This is a genomic window from Streptomyces fildesensis, assembly GCF_016107395.1.
GTDB classification, from domain to species: domain Bacteria; phylum Actinomycetota; class Actinomycetes; order Streptomycetales; family Streptomycetaceae; genus Actinacidiphila; species Actinacidiphila fildesensis.
In genome coordinates, this window is record NZ_JAAIKO010000017.1 from 69,697 (window position 1) to 86,446 (window position 16,750).

General features: G+C 69.0%; 21 protein-coding genes. 10 read left to right on the top strand and 11 right to left on the bottom strand.

The genetic code is table 11. The features are described 5' to 3' along the window. The first annotated feature begins 83 nt into the window (after positions 1-83). Positions 84-242 carry a hypothetical protein gene (locus C6N31_RS22530; protein ID WP_187144761.1) on the top strand — a complete coding sequence of 53 codons (159 nt, stop codon included), beginning with the start codon at positions 84-86 and terminating at the stop codon, positions 240-242. A gap of 378 nt (positions 243-620) precedes the next feature. Beyond that, entirely contained in the window at positions 621-1,088 is a 468-nt protein-coding gene (locus C6N31_RS22535; protein WP_138355517.1) for a PPOX class F420-dependent oxidoreductase, read from the top strand. A 44-nt stretch (positions 1,089-1,132) separates the two neighbouring features. On the opposite strand, the gene C6N31_RS22540 is transcribed toward C6N31_RS22535, so the two are convergent. The 3 genes from C6N31_RS22540 to C6N31_RS22550 form a co-directional block, all read right to left on the bottom strand. Then, positions 1,133-2,002 carry a pentapeptide repeat-containing protein gene (locus C6N31_RS22540; RefSeq protein WP_138355464.1) on the bottom strand — a complete coding sequence of 290 codons (870 nt, stop codon included), beginning with the start codon at positions 2,000-2,002 and terminating at the stop codon, positions 1,133-1,135. Between the two features lie 155 nt (positions 2,003-2,157). Continuing rightward, positions 2,158-2,979 (bottom strand): hypothetical protein, encoded by an 822-nt coding sequence (locus tag C6N31_RS22545; protein WP_138355465.1) that lies wholly within the window; start codon positions 2,977-2,979, stop codon positions 2,158-2,160. Between the two features lie 241 nt (positions 2,980-3,220). Beyond that, the gene (locus tag C6N31_RS22550; RefSeq protein ID WP_244809000.1) at positions 3,221-3,877 is read right to left on the bottom strand and encodes an HAD family hydrolase; all 657 of its coding nucleotides are present in this window, start codon (positions 3,875-3,877) and stop codon (positions 3,221-3,223) included. A gap of 116 nt (positions 3,878-3,993) precedes the next feature. Between C6N31_RS22550 and C6N31_RS22555 the strand changes: the two genes are divergently transcribed. The 3 genes from C6N31_RS22555 to C6N31_RS22565 all read left to right on the top strand — a co-directional run bounded on the left by C6N31_RS22555 (position 3,994) and on the right by C6N31_RS22565 (position 5,697). After that, on the top strand, positions 3,994-4,152 hold the full coding sequence (locus C6N31_RS22555; RefSeq protein WP_164297396.1) for a hypothetical protein: 159 nt from the start codon (positions 3,994-3,996) through the stop codon (positions 4,150-4,152). A 234-nt stretch (positions 4,153-4,386) separates the two neighbouring features. Continuing rightward, the gene (locus C6N31_RS22560) at positions 4,387-4,761 is read left to right on the top strand and encodes a hypothetical protein (RefSeq protein ID WP_138355466.1); all 375 of its coding nucleotides are present in this window, start codon (positions 4,387-4,389) and stop codon (positions 4,759-4,761) included. 174 nt (positions 4,762-4,935) lie between these two features. Next, positions 4,936-5,697 carry a hypothetical protein gene (locus tag C6N31_RS22565; RefSeq protein ID WP_138355519.1) on the top strand — a complete coding sequence of 254 codons (762 nt, stop codon included), beginning with the start codon at positions 4,936-4,938 and terminating at the stop codon, positions 5,695-5,697. A 48-nt stretch (positions 5,698-5,745) separates the two neighbouring features. Here C6N31_RS22565 and C6N31_RS22570 read toward each other — a convergent pair whose 3' ends face one another. Then, complete coding sequence (locus C6N31_RS22570; protein ID WP_232485523.1) at positions 5,746-6,720, bottom strand: NADP-dependent oxidoreductase; 975 nt, start codon at positions 6,718-6,720, stop codon at positions 5,746-5,748. A 137-nt stretch (positions 6,721-6,857) separates the two neighbouring features. Here C6N31_RS22570 and C6N31_RS22575 point away from each other — a divergent pair, with 137 nt between their 5' ends. Next, complete coding sequence (locus C6N31_RS22575; RefSeq protein ID WP_138355467.1) at positions 6,858-7,262, top strand: winged helix-turn-helix transcriptional regulator; 405 nt, start codon at positions 6,858-6,860, stop codon at positions 7,260-7,262. A gap of 16 nt (positions 7,263-7,278) precedes the next feature. Here the strand turns inward: C6N31_RS22575 and C6N31_RS22580 are convergent, their stop codons facing one another. The 3 genes from C6N31_RS22580 to C6N31_RS22590 all read right to left on the bottom strand — a co-directional run bounded on the left by C6N31_RS22580 (position 7,279) and on the right by C6N31_RS22590 (position 10,324). Then, positions 7,279-8,658, bottom strand: a complete 1,380-nt coding sequence (locus C6N31_RS22580) for an MFS transporter (RefSeq protein WP_138355468.1) — start codon at positions 8,656-8,658, stop codon at positions 7,279-7,281. After that, a complete protein-coding gene (locus tag C6N31_RS22585) occupies positions 8,655-9,311 on the bottom strand; it encodes an ArsR/SmtB family transcription factor (protein WP_198358048.1) in 657 nt (218 codons plus the stop codon). The genes C6N31_RS22580 and C6N31_RS22585 overlap by 4 nt, the downstream gene beginning before the upstream one ends. A gap of 110 nt (positions 9,312-9,421) precedes the next feature. Continuing rightward, positions 9,422-10,324 carry a hypothetical protein gene (locus C6N31_RS22590; protein ID WP_198358049.1) on the bottom strand — a complete coding sequence of 301 codons (903 nt, stop codon included), beginning with the start codon at positions 10,322-10,324 and terminating at the stop codon, positions 9,422-9,424. Positions 10,325-10,507: 183 nt separating this feature from the next. On the opposite strand from C6N31_RS22590, the gene C6N31_RS22595 reads away from it, so the two are divergent. Then, positions 10,508-11,251: an alpha/beta hydrolase gene (locus C6N31_RS22595; protein WP_269286423.1), complete on the top strand. Its 744-nt coding sequence runs from the start codon at positions 10,508-10,510 to the stop codon at positions 11,249-11,251. A gap of 50 nt (positions 11,252-11,301) precedes the next feature. On the opposite strand, the gene C6N31_RS22600 is transcribed toward C6N31_RS22595, so the two are convergent. After that, positions 11,302-12,468, bottom strand: a complete 1,167-nt coding sequence (locus C6N31_RS22600) for a CapA family protein (RefSeq protein ID WP_198358050.1) — start codon at positions 12,466-12,468, stop codon at positions 11,302-11,304. Between the two features lie 136 nt (positions 12,469-12,604). Next, on the bottom strand, positions 12,605-13,219 hold the full coding sequence (locus C6N31_RS22605; protein WP_198358051.1) for a flavin reductase family protein: 615 nt from the start codon (positions 13,217-13,219) through the stop codon (positions 12,605-12,607). Positions 13,220-13,352: 133 nt separating this feature from the next. Between C6N31_RS22605 and C6N31_RS22610 the strand changes: the two genes are divergently transcribed. Further along, entirely contained in the window at positions 13,353-13,757 is a 405-nt protein-coding gene (locus tag C6N31_RS22610) for a recombinase family protein (RefSeq protein ID WP_138355473.1), read from the top strand. 8 nt (positions 13,758-13,765) lie between these two features. Here C6N31_RS22610 and C6N31_RS22615 read toward each other — a convergent pair whose 3' ends face one another. After that, complete coding sequence (locus C6N31_RS22615; RefSeq protein WP_138355474.1) at positions 13,766-14,392, bottom strand: DUF6000 family protein; 627 nt, start codon at positions 14,390-14,392, stop codon at positions 13,766-13,768. Positions 14,393-14,449: 57 nt separating this feature from the next. Continuing rightward, entirely contained in the window at positions 14,450-14,863 is a 414-nt protein-coding gene (locus C6N31_RS22620; RefSeq protein ID WP_138355475.1) for a hypothetical protein, read from the bottom strand. Between the two features lie 12 nt (positions 14,864-14,875). Here C6N31_RS22620 and C6N31_RS22625 point away from each other — a divergent pair, with 12 nt between their 5' ends. Further along, entirely contained in the window at positions 14,876-15,844 is a 969-nt protein-coding gene (locus C6N31_RS22625; RefSeq protein WP_198358052.1) for an SPDY domain-containing protein, read from the top strand. Beyond that, positions 15,748-16,734: an IS481 family transposase gene (locus tag C6N31_RS22630; protein ID WP_198358053.1), complete on the top strand. Its 987-nt coding sequence runs from the start codon at positions 15,748-15,750 to the stop codon at positions 16,732-16,734. The genes C6N31_RS22625 and C6N31_RS22630 overlap by 97 nt, the downstream gene beginning before the upstream one ends. Positions 16,735-16,750: the final 16 nt, after the last annotated feature.

Sequence of the window (16,750 nt, forward strand, 5' to 3'; positions counted from 1 at the left end):
ACCTTCCGCAGCGTGACCATTCGCACACGCAATTCCTGCTGGATTGGTCGGAGCGGCCACCGGCGCACCGTAACCTGATCGGTATGCATGCAACACCTGTGGCCGAGGCGAACGACGCCCTCCGCGCCTACCTTCACGCGCACGGTTCCCGTGCCTGGACCCCGGCCGAGCTCGCCGAGCTCGAACGCCTGCGGTCCGCGTTCCTGGCAGCGCAGCGCGCCCATTACCGGAAAGCCGCGTAGCGACTGACCCTCCTGCCGGGCCGCCGTCCACCGGCCGCCCCGCACCCGACGACCGTCCCGCCGCCCACACCGCCAGCCGGTGTGGGCGGCTTCTGTCTGCGGGGCCTACGCGATGGGACAGCCCGCGGGCGTCAACACACCCCACATCGACAACCTCTGGTACACCGGCGATCCCACCTCCGTCCTCGGCGGACAGGACGGAGAGGAGAAATAGGACGGAAGGCGCACCCGGCGCCGGCCCCTTTGACGGGCCCCGCAGATCCGGCACATCCTTGACGGGTGCCGCTCGTTGAGCTGGCCATGGGAGGTCTGGACCACGAGGACCGCAGGACCTTCTCCGATCACGAGCCTCCGTACGCCGGAAGTTGGGGAGTCCACATGACCGACGAGAAGAGCGGCCCGGGCCCCCGGGTCCTGGCGGACGACGCGCTCTCCGCGCTGCTCGCCACGCATCAGTTCGGGGTCCTGGCCACCAACAAGCGCAGCGGGCACCCGCATCTGACGACCATGCTCTACCACTGGGATCCCGAGTCCCAGATCGTCCGCTTCTCGACCACCGCCGACCGCGTCAAGGTGCGCCAGCTCAGGAACGATTCACGGGCCGCGCTGCACGTCTCCAGCGAGGACCACTGGTCGTTCGCCGTCGCGGAGGGCGAGGCCGAGGTCTCGGAGATCACGACCGAGGCGGGCGATGCCGTCGGGCGCGAGCTGCTCGCCATGCTGCCGGCCTCGGCCCGTCCGGCGGACGAGGGGCCGTTCCTCGCACAGCTCGTAGCGGAGCAGCGGCTCGTCATCCGGCTCAAGGTCGACCGGCTCTACGGCACCGCTCTCGACGTGACCGGATAGGACGGGCCTGAGCCTCGTCCGAGGCAGGCAGTGCGGCGTGGGGCCTACCAGCGTTCCGGGTGGCTGAGCGCGGGCGGCAGCTTCGTTCCGGCGTCCCCGCGCGCCGCGTCCAGTTGGGACTGGATGAGGAAGATGGCCCCGGTGAGGTCGGCGCCGCGCAGGTCCGCGTCCCGGAAGTCGGCGCCGATCACGTCGGCCGTCCGCAGATCGGCGCCCGAGAGGTCGGCCCCGATGAGATACGCCCCGCGCAGGTTGGCGCCCCTCAGGTCGGCGCCCTTGAGCCGGGCGCCGATGAGGTCGGCTCCTCTGCGGTCCTTCTTCTTGCCCCGGACCTCGGCACGCACGAGTTCGCTGGCCCGCAGCAGCAGGGCGTTCACGTCGCTGCGGTGGGCCGGAACGTCCAGCTCCACGAGGAGCTCGGGGTTGTACCGGGTGAGGCGTTCGGTCTCCTCCAGCGCGGCCCCGAGCTCCGCGTGCAGCGAGCGGGCCGGCCGCAGCGTCAGCGCCTCGGTCAGGTACCAGAGCAGCTCATGCAGATCCCGCATGACGGGGAAGACCTGGAACATCTGCTTCGCCGTGCGCGGTGCCTGCCGCCAGTCCTGGCCACCGAAGGTGACCTGCGAGACCTTCTGCCCGGCGCCGAAGCAGTCGTAGACGGTGCAGCCCCGGAAGCCCTTGTCCCTGAGGCGGGTGTGCATGCCGCAGCGGAAGTCCTGCTGCAGGTTGGGGCAGGCCTGGCCGGCGTTCTTGTTGATCGCGAAGTCGACGGAGGCGGAGAACGCCGGCACGACGCAGCACAGCGCGAAGCAGCTCCCGCAGTCGGCGCGCAGAGCGGCCGGCCCGCCACCGGGGCCGGCCTCCGGCCCCGAACCGGGCTCCGGCTCGGCCTGTGTACGTTCGCGGTTCTCAGACAACGTGCTCGGTCTCCTGGTACGCAGCGGCGGTGCCGACCGCGGCCGCCGGCACGGTGGCTGCGTCTCCGCATCGCTGAACGACTGGGTCCGGCACTCTCACCTCGCACATTATCCGACCTCGTCCCGCACAGCCGCCTCCACCGAGAACGCTCGGATCACTTCGCCCGGAGGCCGTAGGCGACCTCGTACGCGTACTGCCACGTCCTGGGACCGGTGAGCCCGTCGGCCGGGCCCAGGACGGAGAGGTAGTGCTGCTGCAGCGCCTTGACCTTGATCAGGTCCAGCTGGGACATGGTGCGGCTGGGGCCGACCTTGTACGGCGGCCCCCAGTCGCCGCGCTGCAGCCACGTCTGCAGCTGCAGGGCGTAGTCGCTGCTCGCCCCCAGTACGAAGTACTGCCGCCCGGGAAACGCGGGCGCTCCCGGTGTCGACGGTGGTGTCCAGTGGTACGAGGCGACGGCCTTGCCGCCGCGGTGATCGCTGGGGTCGGCGGTGGGCGGGCACACGCCGTCCGGGAAACGCGGGGCGAAGTACCCGACGACGCGGGACGAACGGCGGGCGGTGGTGTGCGACCAGACACCGTTGCCCTGCCCGTTGTCGGCGGCACCCTCCTTGATCGAGTTACCGCCCTTGGTGCGGATGTTGACGGCGTCGAAGCCCGTCACGATCTCGGTGTGGGCGCCGTTGCCGAGGTTCACCCAGGCACCGATGCTCGGATACTCGCTCCACTGGCCGCGCTGCTGCGCCCAGGCGGTGAAGGCCGAGACGTTGTCGACCTTGGGCACGATCGCGTCGAGCCCCATGTCGTGGTACATGTCCCATTCCCACATGACGCACCAGGAGTACCCGTCCTCGCCGAACTCCACCCCGAATTCGGTGTGGTTGTCCCAGCCGTCGCGACTGTTCCAACCTTCGTAGGTCCGCTCCGGGACCGCCATGACGTGGTCCATCAGCCGATTCCACTGCGCTGCTGCCATCTCGCTCCTACGAACTACGAGCCGAACATACGTACTTGTGCGCGACAGAAATTCGAACGGTGCACCGGATCCGGCGATCACCACTCCACGAATTAACGCGCCACCCACAGATCCTGCCCAGAAGGTCCCGCTGCACAATCCCAGATCGACGGCATCGATTTCCCGCCCTCCGGCGAATATCGTTCCCTCGCAGCCGCCGTGGTGTTAACTGGAATGTTGGGCCAGGGGTCGGTTGCAGGTTCTAGGCAGAGACGTTCCAGGTCGAGACGATCGAACTCAGATCGGTCAGGGAACCGATGCGCCAGTCGGCCACCCGGACCGTCTCCGGATCGTCCGCCCACAGATGTCCCCACGGCCCGCGCCGCAGATGCGCGACCCGCAGTCCGGCGTGCTTCGCCGGGAAGACGTCGTTGGCCGGATGGTCCCCGACATAGACGATCTCGTGCGGCTCGGCCTGCGCCAACTCGACGACCCGGGCGAAGAATTCCGGGCTGGGCTTGGCGACACCCCACTCCTCGGACGTCGCGATCACGTCGGCAGGCAGGTCCAGACCGCGCAACAGCTCACCGGCGCACGCCGATTGGTTACCCGCGACCAGCACCCGGATGCCGAGCTTCCGCAACCCGCCCAGCGCCGGACGCACATCCGGGTAGAGATCGGATTCGTCGAGGAACTCGCCGCGGCCAGCGGTCCGGCGGGCAGCGTGGGCGGCCGGGAGATCGAGCCCGGGACGAATGAGCCGCAACGCGTCCGCGTTGTCGCGGCCTTGGGACACAACGGCGCCGACCAGGGCGGACATCGTATGCCGCGGAATTCCGAGCCAGTCGGCCCATGACTCCCAGTACCGGGTATCACTGATGAGAGTCTCGCCGATATCGAACACCATTGCCTCGATCACCTTGTCAGCGTACGAGGGTTCCGGCCGGGCCCGGAATGCCGCGCCGTTCCGAGGTCGCATATGCCGTTCCTGGCAGCTGGATTCCGATCGCCGCTGAGGACCCATAGTCTTATCGCATGCGCGGCACACTCTCGACCCATGCGAATGATCGACTGCGCGCCTATGTCCAGGCGCACGGCGACCGATCCTGGACACCCGCCGAACTCACGGAACTCGCCCGCCTCCGGGACGCCTATCTGACGGCGCGCCGCGCCGAACGCGCGAACGCCGCGTAACCAGCGCTCCCGGCCATCCATTTCCCGTCCATCCGCCCAGCCCATCCATCTGAACCGTCGGACCGTCGGACCCATGGAAAGGCCACGGTCCACCCTGCCTTGATCCGGTCTGTCTTGGTGCACCCTGTCTTGGGTCCACCCTGTCCTGGTCCGCCCCCACTACTCCCCCGGGCGTAGATCGGGTGCCTTCGGCCGGACGACGACACCCGGACGGCCGCTCGGGATTCTTGGGGTATGGAAACCCATCGCGGACCCGTCAAGATCACCCTCGCCCTGCTGGTCCTGATGGCGGCGTCGATTCCCGTACAGATAGCAGCGGGCGCGGACTACCCGGTCGTGCCGCCCGGCGCCGTCATTCCGGTGGTCGCGGCCGGGCTGCTGGCCTGGCGTCCGCGCCTCTGGACCGCCGCGATCGCGACGGCCGTCGGCCTGTTCATCGGCATCGGATCGTTCACGACGCCGAACACGGGCGATCACCTCGGGTCGGGCAACGGCCTCCTCATCGCCTCGACGGTGGTGCAGCTCGCCGCTCTGCTGGGCATCGTCATAGCCGGCGCCGTCTCCGTACTGCGGATGAGCCGCCGCACGGAGTCCACGGTCCGCTTCTGACATCGCGCCCTGTCTCCCGGCTCGCCCTGTCTCCCAGCTCACCCGGCCTCCGGCCCACCCGGCCCCCTCCCACGTTCCGCCAGGAGTTGTCCCATGCACGCTCGAGCGGCAGTGCCCCAGCCCGACCCTGCGACGCGCACGAACCCGCCGGGAGCGACCGGAGCGCCGCCCGCGATGCGGCGGGGAGAAGGGTGGCGGGTGGCGAGGAGGAGCGAACGGCTCTGTTACGTGACCGGCGCCGTTCTCATCGTCTCCGGGCTGGTGCACCTGGGGGTGTTCGCCGTCGACGGGGGTCCGTGGGAGGGGCCGGTCTCCTGGCGGAAGCCCTTCACCTTCGGGCTCTCCTTCGGTCTGACGCTGATCGCGATCACCTGCGTGACGTCGTATCTGCGGATGGCCGCACGCACCCGCGCCGTGCTGCTCACCCTGTTCGCGGCCGACTGCGTACTGGAGGTCGGCGGCATCACGCTCCAGGCGTGGCGCGGCGTGCCGTCGCACTTCAACATGAAGTCACCTTTCAACACCTCGGTGTCCATGTCCCTCGCCGTCGGCGGCGCGCTGCTCGTCGTCATCCTCTCCGCGTTCGCGGTCGTCTCGTTCACCCGACGCCCCGAGGGGCCGACCGGTATGCCGCTCGCGCTGCGCACCGGTTTCGCCATCCTGCTCATCGGACTCCTGTCGGGCGCGGCGATGATCGCGCGCGGCGTCGTCCTGACCCGCACCGGCCACCAGGCAGCCGGCTACCGCAGCACCGCGTCCGTCAAGCCGCTGCACGGCGTCAGCCTGCACGCCATCCTGGTTCTCCCGGCGCTGGCCTGGCTGTTGTCGCTGACTTCCTGGAGTCCGACCGCCCGGTACCGGGCGGTCGTCACGGCAGCGGGCTGCTACGCCGCGGCCGTCGCCGGCGCGCTGGTGTGGGCGGTCCTGAAGTACTGACGGGAGGGCGGAACACGAAAGGGTGGAGAGCGGACGTCGCCGCGCGCCCTACGGCACCAGCACCCACCGGCCCCGTACTCCGCCCTCCGACATCCGCGCGTGCGCCTCGGCCGCGCGCTCCAGCGGCAGCACCCCCGCGACGCGCGGGGTGAGCGCGCCCGTCTCCGCGAGCCGGGCCAGTTCGGCGAGCCGCGCGCCGTCCGCCCGCACCCATACGTCGCGGACATTGATTCCGCGCAGAGGCACCGGCGCGGCGCCCGCGTTGACGGAGGCGAACGCGCCGCCGCCACGCACCGCGTCCAGGGCATCGGCCCGCAGCATCGCCGCGTCCAGTGCGGCGTCGGCCCCGCCCGGTACCAACTCCCTGACCCGGTCGGCCAGTTCTGGTCCCCGTTCGGCGAAGTACGCGGCCCCCAGCGCCCGGACCGAGAATTCGTCCGCCGCACCCGCGACCGCGACGACCCGCAGCCCCCGGAGTGCCGCCAACTCGACGGCGTACCCGCCCAGGGCCCCGGCCGCCCCGGTGACCAGCAGTGTTCCGCCGGATGTCAGACCGAGCGCGCCGAGCACGTCGAGCGCCAGATCCGCGGTCAGTGCGTTGAGCGGCAGGGTCGCCGCGGCCTCGGGCGGAATCCCGGCGGGAGCGGAGGCGACGGCGTCCGCGTCGAGGACGACGAACTCCGCCTGGGCGCCGGTGCGGACGTCCAGCCGGTCCTGGAGTCCGATGACCCGGTCGCCGGGCGCGAACGCCGTCACGCCGGGGCCCACGGCGTCGACCGTCCCGGCAACGTCCCAGCCGAGGCCGAAGGTCGGCCGGGCACCGACGAGCCCGGCGGCGACCGGCGCCCCGGCCGACACGAGGAGATCGACGGGATTGACGGCGGCGGCCTCGACCGCGATCCGCAGCTGCCCGGCGCCGACCTTTGGCACCGGCGCGTCGACGACCTCAAGCGTCCCGTGAGAGCCACCGGAACCGCCGGAACCATCGGAGCCGTCGGAGCCGTCGGTAAATCGGGCGATCAGTGCGCGCACGGCGAACCTCCGTAGATCAATGACGAGGAAACGGCCCGCGCAGGGCCTCTATCACCAACCTAGAGAGAGCTACTCTCCTTCAGGAAGTACGCACTTGTGAGTGCCCAACGCACCCTGAGGGACGCACCATGCCGACACGAACCGCCGCCGAGGTCCGGGCCGAGGCCCGGCAGGAGTACGACGCCTACCTCGCCACCTGCCCGGCGCGGCGGCTGCTCGACCGCATCAGCGACAAGTGGGTCAGCCTGCTGCTCAGCGCACTCGCCGACGGCCCGATGCGGTACGGCGATCTCGCGCGCCGTGTCGCGGGCGTCAGCCAGAAGATGCTCACCCAGACGCTGCGCGCCCTCGAACGCGACGGTCTCGTCAGCCGGACCGTCACGCCGACCGTGCCGATCCGCGTCGACTACGAACTGACACCACTCGGTGAGACTCTGCTGCCCGTGATGCGCGCGGTGAAGGACTGGGCCGAGCAGCACATCGAGGCGGTCGACGCGGCGCGCGAGTCCTACGACAGCCGTGCCGACGCCTGACGAACCACGGGGCGGATCAGTGCGGGAGCGCGGCGGATCGGGTGCCGGACAGCGGTGAAGTCGGCAGGTCGCGGGTACTGCGCACCGGCGAGAAGACCAGGATCAGACCGGCGAGCGGGACCCCTGCCGTCGTGATCCACATGGCGGCACGGAGGCCGAGTACGGTACCCAGCGTGCCGCCGAGCAGCGCCCCCAGCGGGATCGTACCGAAGTTGATGAACGACGTGCTAGCGGTGAGTCGGCCGAGCAGCTCCGGCGGGCAATAGCTCTGCTGGAAGCCCGCTTTGATGACATTGCCCGCCACCACCCCGGCGGAGACGCAGAAGCCGCCCGCCACGTAGAGCAGCACCCCCGCACCGCCGACGGTGAGCGGGATGAGCAGCGCGAACACCGCGAACCCCAGCTCGAACAGCAGCGTGGCGCGCGCCGTACCGACACGGGCGGCGACCCGGCGGGCGGCGAACGCACCGGCGACCCCACCGCTGCCGGCGGCCGCGATCAGCGCGCCGACCGTACCGGAGCCCACGCCGACCTCCCGCACCAGGAAGACCACCAGGATCGACTGGAAGCCCATCAGCGCGAGGTTGGAGGTCGCTCCGAAGAGCGTCAGGCTGCGGATCCAGGGATCGCGGGTGGCCAGCCGAAGCCCCTCCCCGACCTCCTTGAGCAGCGCCCTGGGCGGACGTTCGGTCCTGACGGGGCGCGGTTCGCGGTGCCGGATGCCCGACAGGCAGAGCAGCGAGACGAGAAACGTCGCGGCGTTGGCGAACATCCCGTTGACCGCGCCCGCCAACTGGGCGATCAGACCGCCGGATCCGAGACCCGCGATCTGCGCGGCCGACGCACTCCCGTGCAGCTTGGCGTTGCCTTCGGGTTGGTCGGCCGGCGCCAGGATGCTGGGAAGGTAGGCCGTGTAGGCGGTCTGGAAGAAGACCACGGCCGTACCCGTCAGCAGGGCGACGGCGAGCAGCAGCCCGATGCTCAGCGCACCGGACCATGCGGCGACCGGGATGCTGAGGTAGAGGAGCAGGGAGACCGCCGCCGCTATGAGCATGATCGGGCGGCGCCGCATCCGGTCCACCCAGACGCCGACGGGAAGGCCGATGATCAGCCATGGAAGCCAGGTGGCGGCTGTCAGCACGCCGACCTGGAAGGTGGTTGCGTGCAGCGTGGTGACGGCGACGAGTGGCATCGTCACTCCGGTGACGGACGCGCCGAACTTGCCGGCCGTCTCACCGCACCACAGCAGCCGGAAGTCGCGGTGCCGGCGCAGCAGCCCACCGCGTATGCCGTCGTCGGAGCGCGTGGTGCCGTCCGAATGAAGCTCGTCGTCCGGGCGCGTGTCTTCGTCGGAGCGCCTGTTTTCGCGCAGACCGTTGTCCGTGCCCTGGTTCATGCGCCGCCACGCTCCTTGCGGGGGAACGACTGGAGCTGAACGATGACGGGCAGCGCGTCCTCGCCGCGCTCCGCGTCGGGAGCCGGGGTGTGCCGGTCGATGACGGACATCAACTCCGCGTTGAGCACGGACAGCTGAGCAGGCGTCAGCCGCAGATCGGACCGGTCGACGAGCGTGCCGATGCCCTGCCATGGGCCCTCCCAGTCGTCGGCGAGGTAGTCGGCGACCCGGGAGAACGTCTGCTGGATCAGTTCGTGCATGTAGACGGAGAGCGCGCCCCGGGTGTCGGGGTCGTAGCGGAACTGCGTGGTGTCGAGCGTGCGCCGCTCCTTGACCGCCTGCCACCAGCGCTCGCGCTTGGTGCCCCGCCCCACCACCTCCTCGATGAAACCGTGCTCGGCGAGCTGACGCAGATGCCAGCTGACGGTGCCGGTGTTCTCACCCAGCCGTTCGGCGAGCCCGGTCGACGTGGCGGGCCCGTCGAGGTTCAGCAGTTCGAGCATCCGCATGCGCAGCGGATGCGCGAGCCCGCGAAGGCTGCGGGCGTCGATGTGCCGGACGGTCTTCTCCGGATCGGACGCGGATTCGGAAGGGGACCCGGACTCGGGCGCGGCCTCGGACGGGTGCGATGGACGTGCGGATTCATCGGCCATGGCCGCAATCATAGGTTGCAGAGGCTTCTCTGCAAAGGGATATCTGCAGAGAAGCCTCTGCCTATTTGCTCAGCCGTGCTCCCCGCGGCACCGGCCGTTCGCAAGGCCGACTACCGGGCCACCGCCCCTGGCGTCATCAGCACCATGGGGTCCCCGGTCACGGCGTCGAGCACGGTCCGGGTGCCCAGTGGGCGCGACAAGCGGAACTGCACGGGCGTCACTCGCAGATCCGCGTTGCACATCGTGCCCTTGGGCAACTGCCCGACACGGCCGATGAGGACGACGACGTCCTTCGTCTCGTACACCTGGCCGGGCAGGGCCTTCACGCACGACCCGTGCGACACCCCGACGTTGAGGACGAGGCCGTCGGACGAGAGTCCGTTCCAGCCCCCCGCCGAGCTCACACCGTCGATGCGAGGCGCTGGACGGTCCGACCGCGGCGGCTGATCGGGGGCCACGGCCGGATAGGCGAACGGCTGAGCGTAGCCCTCGATCGTGAACTCCCAGACGGGGAGGGTGGCCCGGCCGCGACTCGTCGCCAGCGTTCGGGTGGCCGCCTTGACTCCGGTCACCCGCAGCCGCCCGTTGCAATCCGCTCCCTGACACGCCGACTTGTTCCGCACGATCCCGTCGAATACCTGACGCGCCGACAACAACGGTCGCTTCGCCGACGATCCGTCCGGCCACGTCACCGTTCCCTCCGGGCCATCGGGCCCGGACGCCGGGAGCTGCGTGGCGAGGTCGAGGTGCCCGCTGGCGAACGCGGCCTTGTCCTCCCCGCTGCGGAACGCGTCCGGCGGAAGCCACTCCGCCCGGTCGAGCGGTCGGTATCCCTCGCGCCACGCGCGTTCCGCCGCCGATCCCGCCCAAGCCTTGGCCACTTCGGCCGCCCTCCGCGCGCCCGCTCCGTCCGGACGCCCGGCGCCCTCGGTCACCAGCACGTCCTTGCCGGCGGGCGCGTCCGACGCCGTCCGCACCCCCTCGGCGCCACACCCCGCGACCGTGAGAGACACACCTAACAACAGAGCTGAACTGACAAGAGCGGCACGGCTGCGCATGACGGTTCCTCCATGACCACGCCCCGGCGGCGTATCCCTTCGACGTGAGTCGGGTAACGGCGGTTCCAGGTACCGTGGGCCGACAGGAACGGATCATGGGGTTCGTAGCCAGTGATGTGACGATGCGGGGGTAGCGCCGTGACGGCGGACGTTGATGTGGTGACCGAGCTCGGCTACGGGACCAGTGGCCGGCGCATGGATGTCCACTGTCCCGCGCCCTCGTCGTCGGCTGCACCCGTGGTGCTGCTCTGGCACGGTCGCGGCCCCGATGAACGGGACGTGCTCGCGCCGCTCGCCCGGAGCGCCGCGCGGCTCGGAGTCGTCACCTTCGTACCGGACTGGCGTCCCGACGCTCCTGACGGCGGCCGGACGCAGTTGGCCGAATCGGTGGCGTTCGTGCGCGAGAACGCGGCCCGCTTCGGCGGGGACGCGGAGCGGATGGTTCTGGCGGGCTGGTCGCTGGGCGCCAACGCCGTACTGGGCGTCGCCCTCAACCCCGCCGCGCTCGACGGCTGGCGGCCGCGAGCCGTCGTGGGCATCGCCGGCGGGTACCGCTCCGCGGCGCCGACCACGGGCACCGTCCCGATCGAGGACGCATCCCGGGCCGGTGACCCGGTGCCGCCGATTCCGGTCCACCTGGTGCACGGCACCACCGATCCGATCACGGACATCGAGCAGTCACGTGAGCTGCGCGACGCGCTGGAGGAACGCGGCTGGCCGGCGCCGCTCGAAGAGCTCGCGACCGACCACGCCGGCATCGTCCTGACCGAGTACAGCGTGGAACACCAGCGCTGCCTGCCCAGTACGGGCGCTCACGCCGTCGATGCCGGAACGCGGACCGCCCACCTGCTGGCCCGCGCCGCCGGGATCGCCGTCTCCTGATCCCCTGGCTATTGGCTACTGGCTACTGGCCCCAGACTCCCGAGACGCAGTCAGGGGACCATGGTGAGCCCGGCGGCGGCACCGCCACGGCTCAGGACCATGGTGCGGATGTGATCACGAGCCCTGAGGTAGTCGGCGCGGTGCGGGTTCTGGCGCAGCACGTCATTGAGGGTCACGACGCGGTACGGCGCTCCGAGGTCCATCAGTTGCGGAATGAACTCTGCCTTGCGCACGGTCCACCGCTGTCCGGCCGTCGCGGGCGGGGCGAAGGTGAACCGGGCGATGGACCCCATGTTGCCGCGCGGGTCCTGCTTGTCGTCGTAGTTGAACATCTCCCCGGCGACCTGGTCGCCCATCCCGTAGACGACCCAGGTGCCGTTGACCTTCTCGTACGCCTGCGGAATGTGGGCATGGGTGCCCAGGATCAGATCGATGTCCGGGCGCCCGCCGGTCCGCGCCGCGGTGAGCTGCTTGGCGACGGTCAGCTGCATCTCGTCCGGATCGTCCTGCCACTCGGTTCCCCAGTGCAGACTCACCAGCACCACGTCCGCCCCGGCCTTCCGGGCGGCCCGCGCGTCGGCGATGATCCGGTCGGGATCGATGAGATTGACCGCCCACGGGTGACCCTCGGGCTGCGGGAACCCGTTGGTGTCGTAGGTATAGGCGAGCTGCGCGACGGTGGCACTCCCCGCCTTCAGCAGCGCCGGCTTGCCGGCCTCGGCGGCGGTACGGGCCGATCCGGCGTGCCGGACCCCGTCCGCACCGTCGTCCAGCGTGTGGTTGGAGGCCGTGGAGCAGGAGTCGTACCCGGTGTCCTTGAGCGCCTGGGCGACCTGCGGCGGCGACTTGAACGTCGGATAGCCGGTGAAGGGACCGTCCTTCCCGCCGTACACGGTCTCCATATGACAGACCGCCAAATCTGCCGTGCTGACCACCGGCTTCACGCCCGCGAGCATCTTGTGGAAGTCGTAGCCGTGTCCTCCGGCATCCTTCTGCGCCTGACGGATGATCACCGCATGGGGCAGGACGTCCCCGGAGGCGACAAGCGTGAACCCCTTGAGCTGCGACGCGGCACCGGACGAGCCCGCCTGCCCGACATCCCCCTTCGATACCGGCCCGGCCTGCGGCCCGGCAGCACCGCCACAGGCACTGACAGCAACGGTTCCGAGCAGAGCGGCGGCCATGGCCAGTGCCCCGTGTCGTGTGCGGATCGTCATCGACGCGACTCCATCATCAGGAAATCCGACTGTCGTTTGATCCCACCACGCATCTGTGGGATCTGCGACAGCAGTCACCCATGGGAGGCAACCGCGTCAGCCCAACCGGGCTACGGGCGATCCATGTGACGCACGCTCAGCCGCAGGCACCTGGCCAGTCCTCGAACCGGATCCGGGAGATCTCCAGGATCTCCCCGAGCGCACCCCACTCGTCCTTCCCCAACCGCGACAACGGCTGCAGCTTCCGCACCTCAGGATGACCGTCGACCAGCACCGCCTCGGACACCGCCGCATGCACGACCCGCCCGAACACCACCGTCGAGTCCCCCATCCGCAGCATGCTGTGCATCTCGCACTCCAACGCCACCGGCGACGCCGCCACCCGCGGCGGCTTCACCCGCAGACTCGGCTCCCGAGCGATCCCCACCGCATCGAACTCACTCACCCCGGCCGGAAAGTCCGTCGCCGTCGCATTGATCTGCTCGAAGAGATGCTCCGGCGCAAAGTTCACAACGAACTCCCCCGTCCCCTCGATATTGCGCAACGAGTCCTTCCGCCCGACCGACGTGAACTGCACGATCGGCGGACTGACACAGGCCACGGTGAAGAAGCTGTGCGGCGCGAGATTGTCGGTCAGGCCGTCCGGGCTGACGGTCGACACCCAAGCGATCGGCCGAGGCACAACCACCGAGGTCAGGAGCTTGTAGAAGGCGGTCCGGTCCACGACTGCAGGATCAAGGTCGATGCGCATGCCAGCCAGTATCCATACAACGCAGCCGTGAACCTCAACCCTGGATCACGGCGCGGCCAAGCCCCTGTGTTCGACGGAAAGTGCCCGGTGTCGGAACGACACGAGCACCCGGAGCCGAACCGCTATATCCACATTGTTCCCCTGGGACGACTTCGAGATTCCCTCGCAGGCCTGCAAGGGTAGCGTCACCCTCAACCTGTACGACCAGTTGTCCGCGTACGTGCCCAAGCGCCCCGGCGCGTACCTTCGCATCTCCTCGGACCGGTTCGGCCTGGAGGCGGGCGTCGACCGCCAGAGCGAGGACGCCGCCGACACACGCGGCCATCTGCGTTGGGGGAAATTCGCGAAGGTCTACAAGGAGAACGACACCTCGGCCTTCAAGAAGCGCAAGGTCGTGCGGGAGGACGGCACGATCGACTGGATCGTCATTCGCCCCCAGTTCCGCCAGCTCCTGGCCGACCTCGCCAGCGGTGTCATCGACGGCACAACCTTGAGTTGTGGGGCGGTGGGTTCCCTCGATCAGGTGTCATCCCTCTGAGGACGACGTCATCGGTTCCTTTCCAGGCGGTGCTCGGCGCTCTCATCGGCGAAGACGCAGAGCTGGCTGATGTTCTCGCGATAGCTATCTGGCGTGCCGTGGTGCTCCTTGCGGGGCGGTCCGTCGATCCACTGATGCCAGAGGCCGTCCGCGGTCAGGAACCGGGCTGCTTGGTCGGCACGGAGCTTGGCGTCGAGGTGGAGGAGCGCGCCCATGGCGGTCGGCTGGTCGTAGTAGAGGTCGGGGCGTCGCAGGTAGCGATCGAGGTAGGCAGCCAGCAGATCCGCGTCGGCGGGAGTCGCGAACGTGGCGAAGGTGACGCAGTAGGCCGAGCCTGCGAAGCAGACCTCGCTGGCGAGCAGCATTTCGCCGAGGCGTTCGCGGAACTCAGTTCTGCGGGCGACGGCGATGAGCCAGGCGGCGGTTTTGCGTTCGCGCCACGTGCCTTCAAGCAGGATGGTCAGCTCGCGGGGCGTGATATCGCCGGCGGCTTCGCCGAGCTCCCGTGTGAACTTGGTGCGTTCAGGCTCGGTCATGCGCGTGAGAGGGCCGCCGAGTTTGAGGTAGCGCCGGTTTGGCCTGACGTAGCGGTGGACAAGAGCGAGCAGCTCGGGGTCCTCGTTGGGGTAACGCATAGCCGCATCCTGTCCTGGGCGAAGCCGCTCGACCAGTGTTTTTCTCAGTCGCACTGGTCAGTCGTGTGGTTCGCCGAGGTCGTCGAGGAGGCTGGTGATGCGGTCGGCGACGCGCTGGTGGCGATCAATCTCCCGCTCCCATCCGCGGTCCGTTGCGTCCGTGATCAGTTGCCGCTCGACGCAGAGGCGTTCACGCAGGCGTGTCGCATACTGGGGTGTGGTGACGAACTTCGCGCAGCTGAGGTAGAGGTCGCACTCGCAAGGGCCCTCCTGGGGCAAGCGAAGGCAGCGTCCAAGCTCGAGTTCAGTCTTGTAAAAGTTGGTCTTGAGCCAGTCCAGCGCGTCCTGGTCGAGTTGCCCGGAACGCAGGGTGTCGGCGAGGGGGCCGGCGATGGTGGCGCCGGGCTGGAGCACGGCCTGGTAGTCGGCCAGGACGGTGGGGTCGGAGATGTGCGTGTAGGTCATCGACATGCCGGGGCTCTTGTGGCCGAGGACCTTCATGATGGTCTGGACCCGAGCACCCTTCTCGGCGAGTTGGGTGCCACGGCCGCGTCCGCTCTGGGCGATCTCGCGCCCGACGCCGTTCTGCGGGTCTGCCCCGTCTACCTCGCCGGTCGCGGGGACACCGCACAGATCTACGAGACCTTGTCCGCGCACCGTTGGGCCACAGCAGCCACCGACAGCGGCCGAATGTTCACCAGCCCACGCCAGCACGCCCAGATCGCCCGCCTGCCGGAGGGCAGTTATCGCGAGTGGAAGGCCGTGAAGTACCGCGAGCCGTTCGGCATGCCGCTCTGGTCAGCAACCTTCAGCCGCAATACCCCAGCCGAGATCACTGCCGCCTTCGCTACCGCCCTCGCCAAGGGACTGCCCAGTCGTCATCGGGACTTCCTGTCCGGCGGCACTCACTACCAGTCCCCGAACAGCCCCGCCCGCGTGCTGGCCGTCCGTGGATGGGAGACCACAGACGCCGCCCGGCACCTGTACCAGACCTCCCGGACGAACACGCGGCCTTCGTCCTGCGCAAGAACCACCTCGACGCATACGCCGAGCTCGAAGGAGCCGAACCTGCCCAGTGGGCGATGTACGGCGGCCTCGACCAGGCAAACCCTGAGAGCTGGCATGCCAGCTTCACCAGCGCCACCCCCCCTGCACCTGGTGCGGGCAGCCGTAGTGGCCCTCACCAGCGCAGACCCGGTCGAACGCACCAGGGGTGAGATCCCCGAACGGCACCTGCCGTGCGTCGATGTCCAACCCGTCGAAGAGGCACCCGACCCGCGCCGGTCATCCGCCCTAGCTATAAAACTGCCGGACGTTGGTTACACATGGGTCTCCGACCTTGACGGAGATCTGCCATGCCCCCTTCACCGCAACAGCAGCAGGACCGCCAAGCTCAGCACCGCCTGGCGGTCCTGCGACACGCCGAAGAAGTCACAGGAAACGTTGCGCTGACCTGCCGCTACTACGGCATCAGCCGCTCCTGCTTCTACAAGTGGCAGCGCCGCTACCAGGACGAAGGTCTCAACGGCCTGCGCGACCGCTCCAGCAAACCGCACCACTGCCCTCACGCCACCGAGGCCGACGTCGTCAACAAGATCGTCTACTTGCGGCAGCATTACCACTTCGGTCCGATGAAGATCAAGATGTACCTCAAGCGCTACCACGACGTCGATATCGCCTGCTCAGCCGTCTACCGCATCCTCAAGAAGCTCGGGATGAGCCGGCTGCCGGCCTCCCAACGCTACAAACGGCACGACAAGCGCTACACCCGATACGCGAAGCAGCTACCCGGCAACCGAGTCCAGATCGACGTGAAGTTCATCGAACCGCTCGGCCTCCCTGAGCAGGCCCCGGCCACAGCGCCGGTAACCGGGACTCTTCCGAAACGGCGGCGCCGGGCGAAGTTCTACCAGTTCACCGCCATCGATGACTGCACCCGGCTGCGGGTCCTGCGTATCTACCCACGGTGCGACCAGAAGACCGCCGTCCAGTTCCTCGACTACGTCCTCGAGCGCCTGCCGTTCCGCGTCGAGGTCATCCAGACCGACAACGGCGCAGAGTTCCAGTCCGCCTTCCACTGGAACGCCCTCGATAAAGGCATCGCCCACAGCTACATCAAACCCGCATCACCCCACCTCAACGGCAAGGTCGAACGCTCCCACCGCATCGACGCCGAGGAGTTCTACCGAATGCTCGACGGCGTCGTCATCGACGACACAGGCGTCTTCAACGACAAGCTGCGAGAGCGGGAGGACTACTACAACTACCACCGCCCCCACGGCGCCCTCGGCGGCCAGACACCCTACGAACGCCTCAAGCAGAAGACTCAGGCCCCGGTGTAACCAAGCTCCGGCAGTT

Excerpts from the sequence above, each read along its gene's own strand:
- C6N31_RS22530 (WP_187144761.1), top strand. The coding sequence starts at position 84 with ATGCATGCAACACCTGTGGCCGAGGCGAACGACGCCCTCCGCGCCTAC.
- C6N31_RS22615 (WP_138355474.1), bottom strand. The coding sequence starts at position 14,392 with ATGCGTTACCCCAACGAGGACCCCGAGCTGCTCGCTCTTGTCCACCGC.
- C6N31_RS22535 (WP_138355517.1), top strand. The coding sequence starts at position 621 with ATGACCGACGAGAAGAGCGGCCCGGGCCCCCGGGTCCTGGCGGACGAC.
- C6N31_RS22580 (WP_138355468.1), bottom strand. The coding sequence starts at position 8,658 with ATGAACCAGGGCACGGACAACGGTCTGCGCGAAAACAGGCGCTCCGAC.
- C6N31_RS22605 (WP_198358051.1), bottom strand. The coding sequence starts at position 13,219 with ATGCGCATCGACCTTGATCCTGCAGTCGTGGACCGGACCGCCTTCTAC.
- C6N31_RS22560 (WP_138355466.1), top strand. The coding sequence starts at position 4,387 with ATGGAAACCCATCGCGGACCCGTCAAGATCACCCTCGCCCTGCTGGTC.
- C6N31_RS22565 (WP_138355519.1), top strand. The coding sequence starts at position 4,936 with ATGCGGCGGGGAGAAGGGTGGCGGGTGGCGAGGAGGAGCGAACGGCTC.
- C6N31_RS22630 (WP_198358053.1), top strand. The coding sequence starts at position 15,748 with ATGCCCCCTTCACCGCAACAGCAGCAGGACCGCCAAGCTCAGCACCGC.
- C6N31_RS22555 (WP_164297396.1), top strand. The coding sequence starts at position 3,994 with ATGCGCGGCACACTCTCGACCCATGCGAATGATCGACTGCGCGCCTAT.
- C6N31_RS22620 (WP_138355475.1), bottom strand. The coding sequence starts at position 14,863 with ATGTCGATGACCTACACGCACATCTCCGACCCCACCGTCCTGGCCGAC.
- C6N31_RS22575 (WP_138355467.1), top strand. The coding sequence starts at position 6,858 with ATGCCGACACGAACCGCCGCCGAGGTCCGGGCCGAGGCCCGGCAGGAG.
- C6N31_RS22585 (WP_198358048.1), bottom strand. The coding sequence starts at position 9,311 with ATGGCCGATGAATCCGCACGTCCATCGCACCCGTCCGAGGCCGCGCCC.
- C6N31_RS22545 (WP_138355465.1), bottom strand. The coding sequence starts at position 2,979 with ATGGCAGCAGCGCAGTGGAATCGGCTGATGGACCACGTCATGGCGGTC.
- C6N31_RS22600 (WP_198358050.1), bottom strand. The coding sequence starts at position 12,468 with ATGACGATCCGCACACGACACGGGGCACTGGCCATGGCCGCCGCTCTG.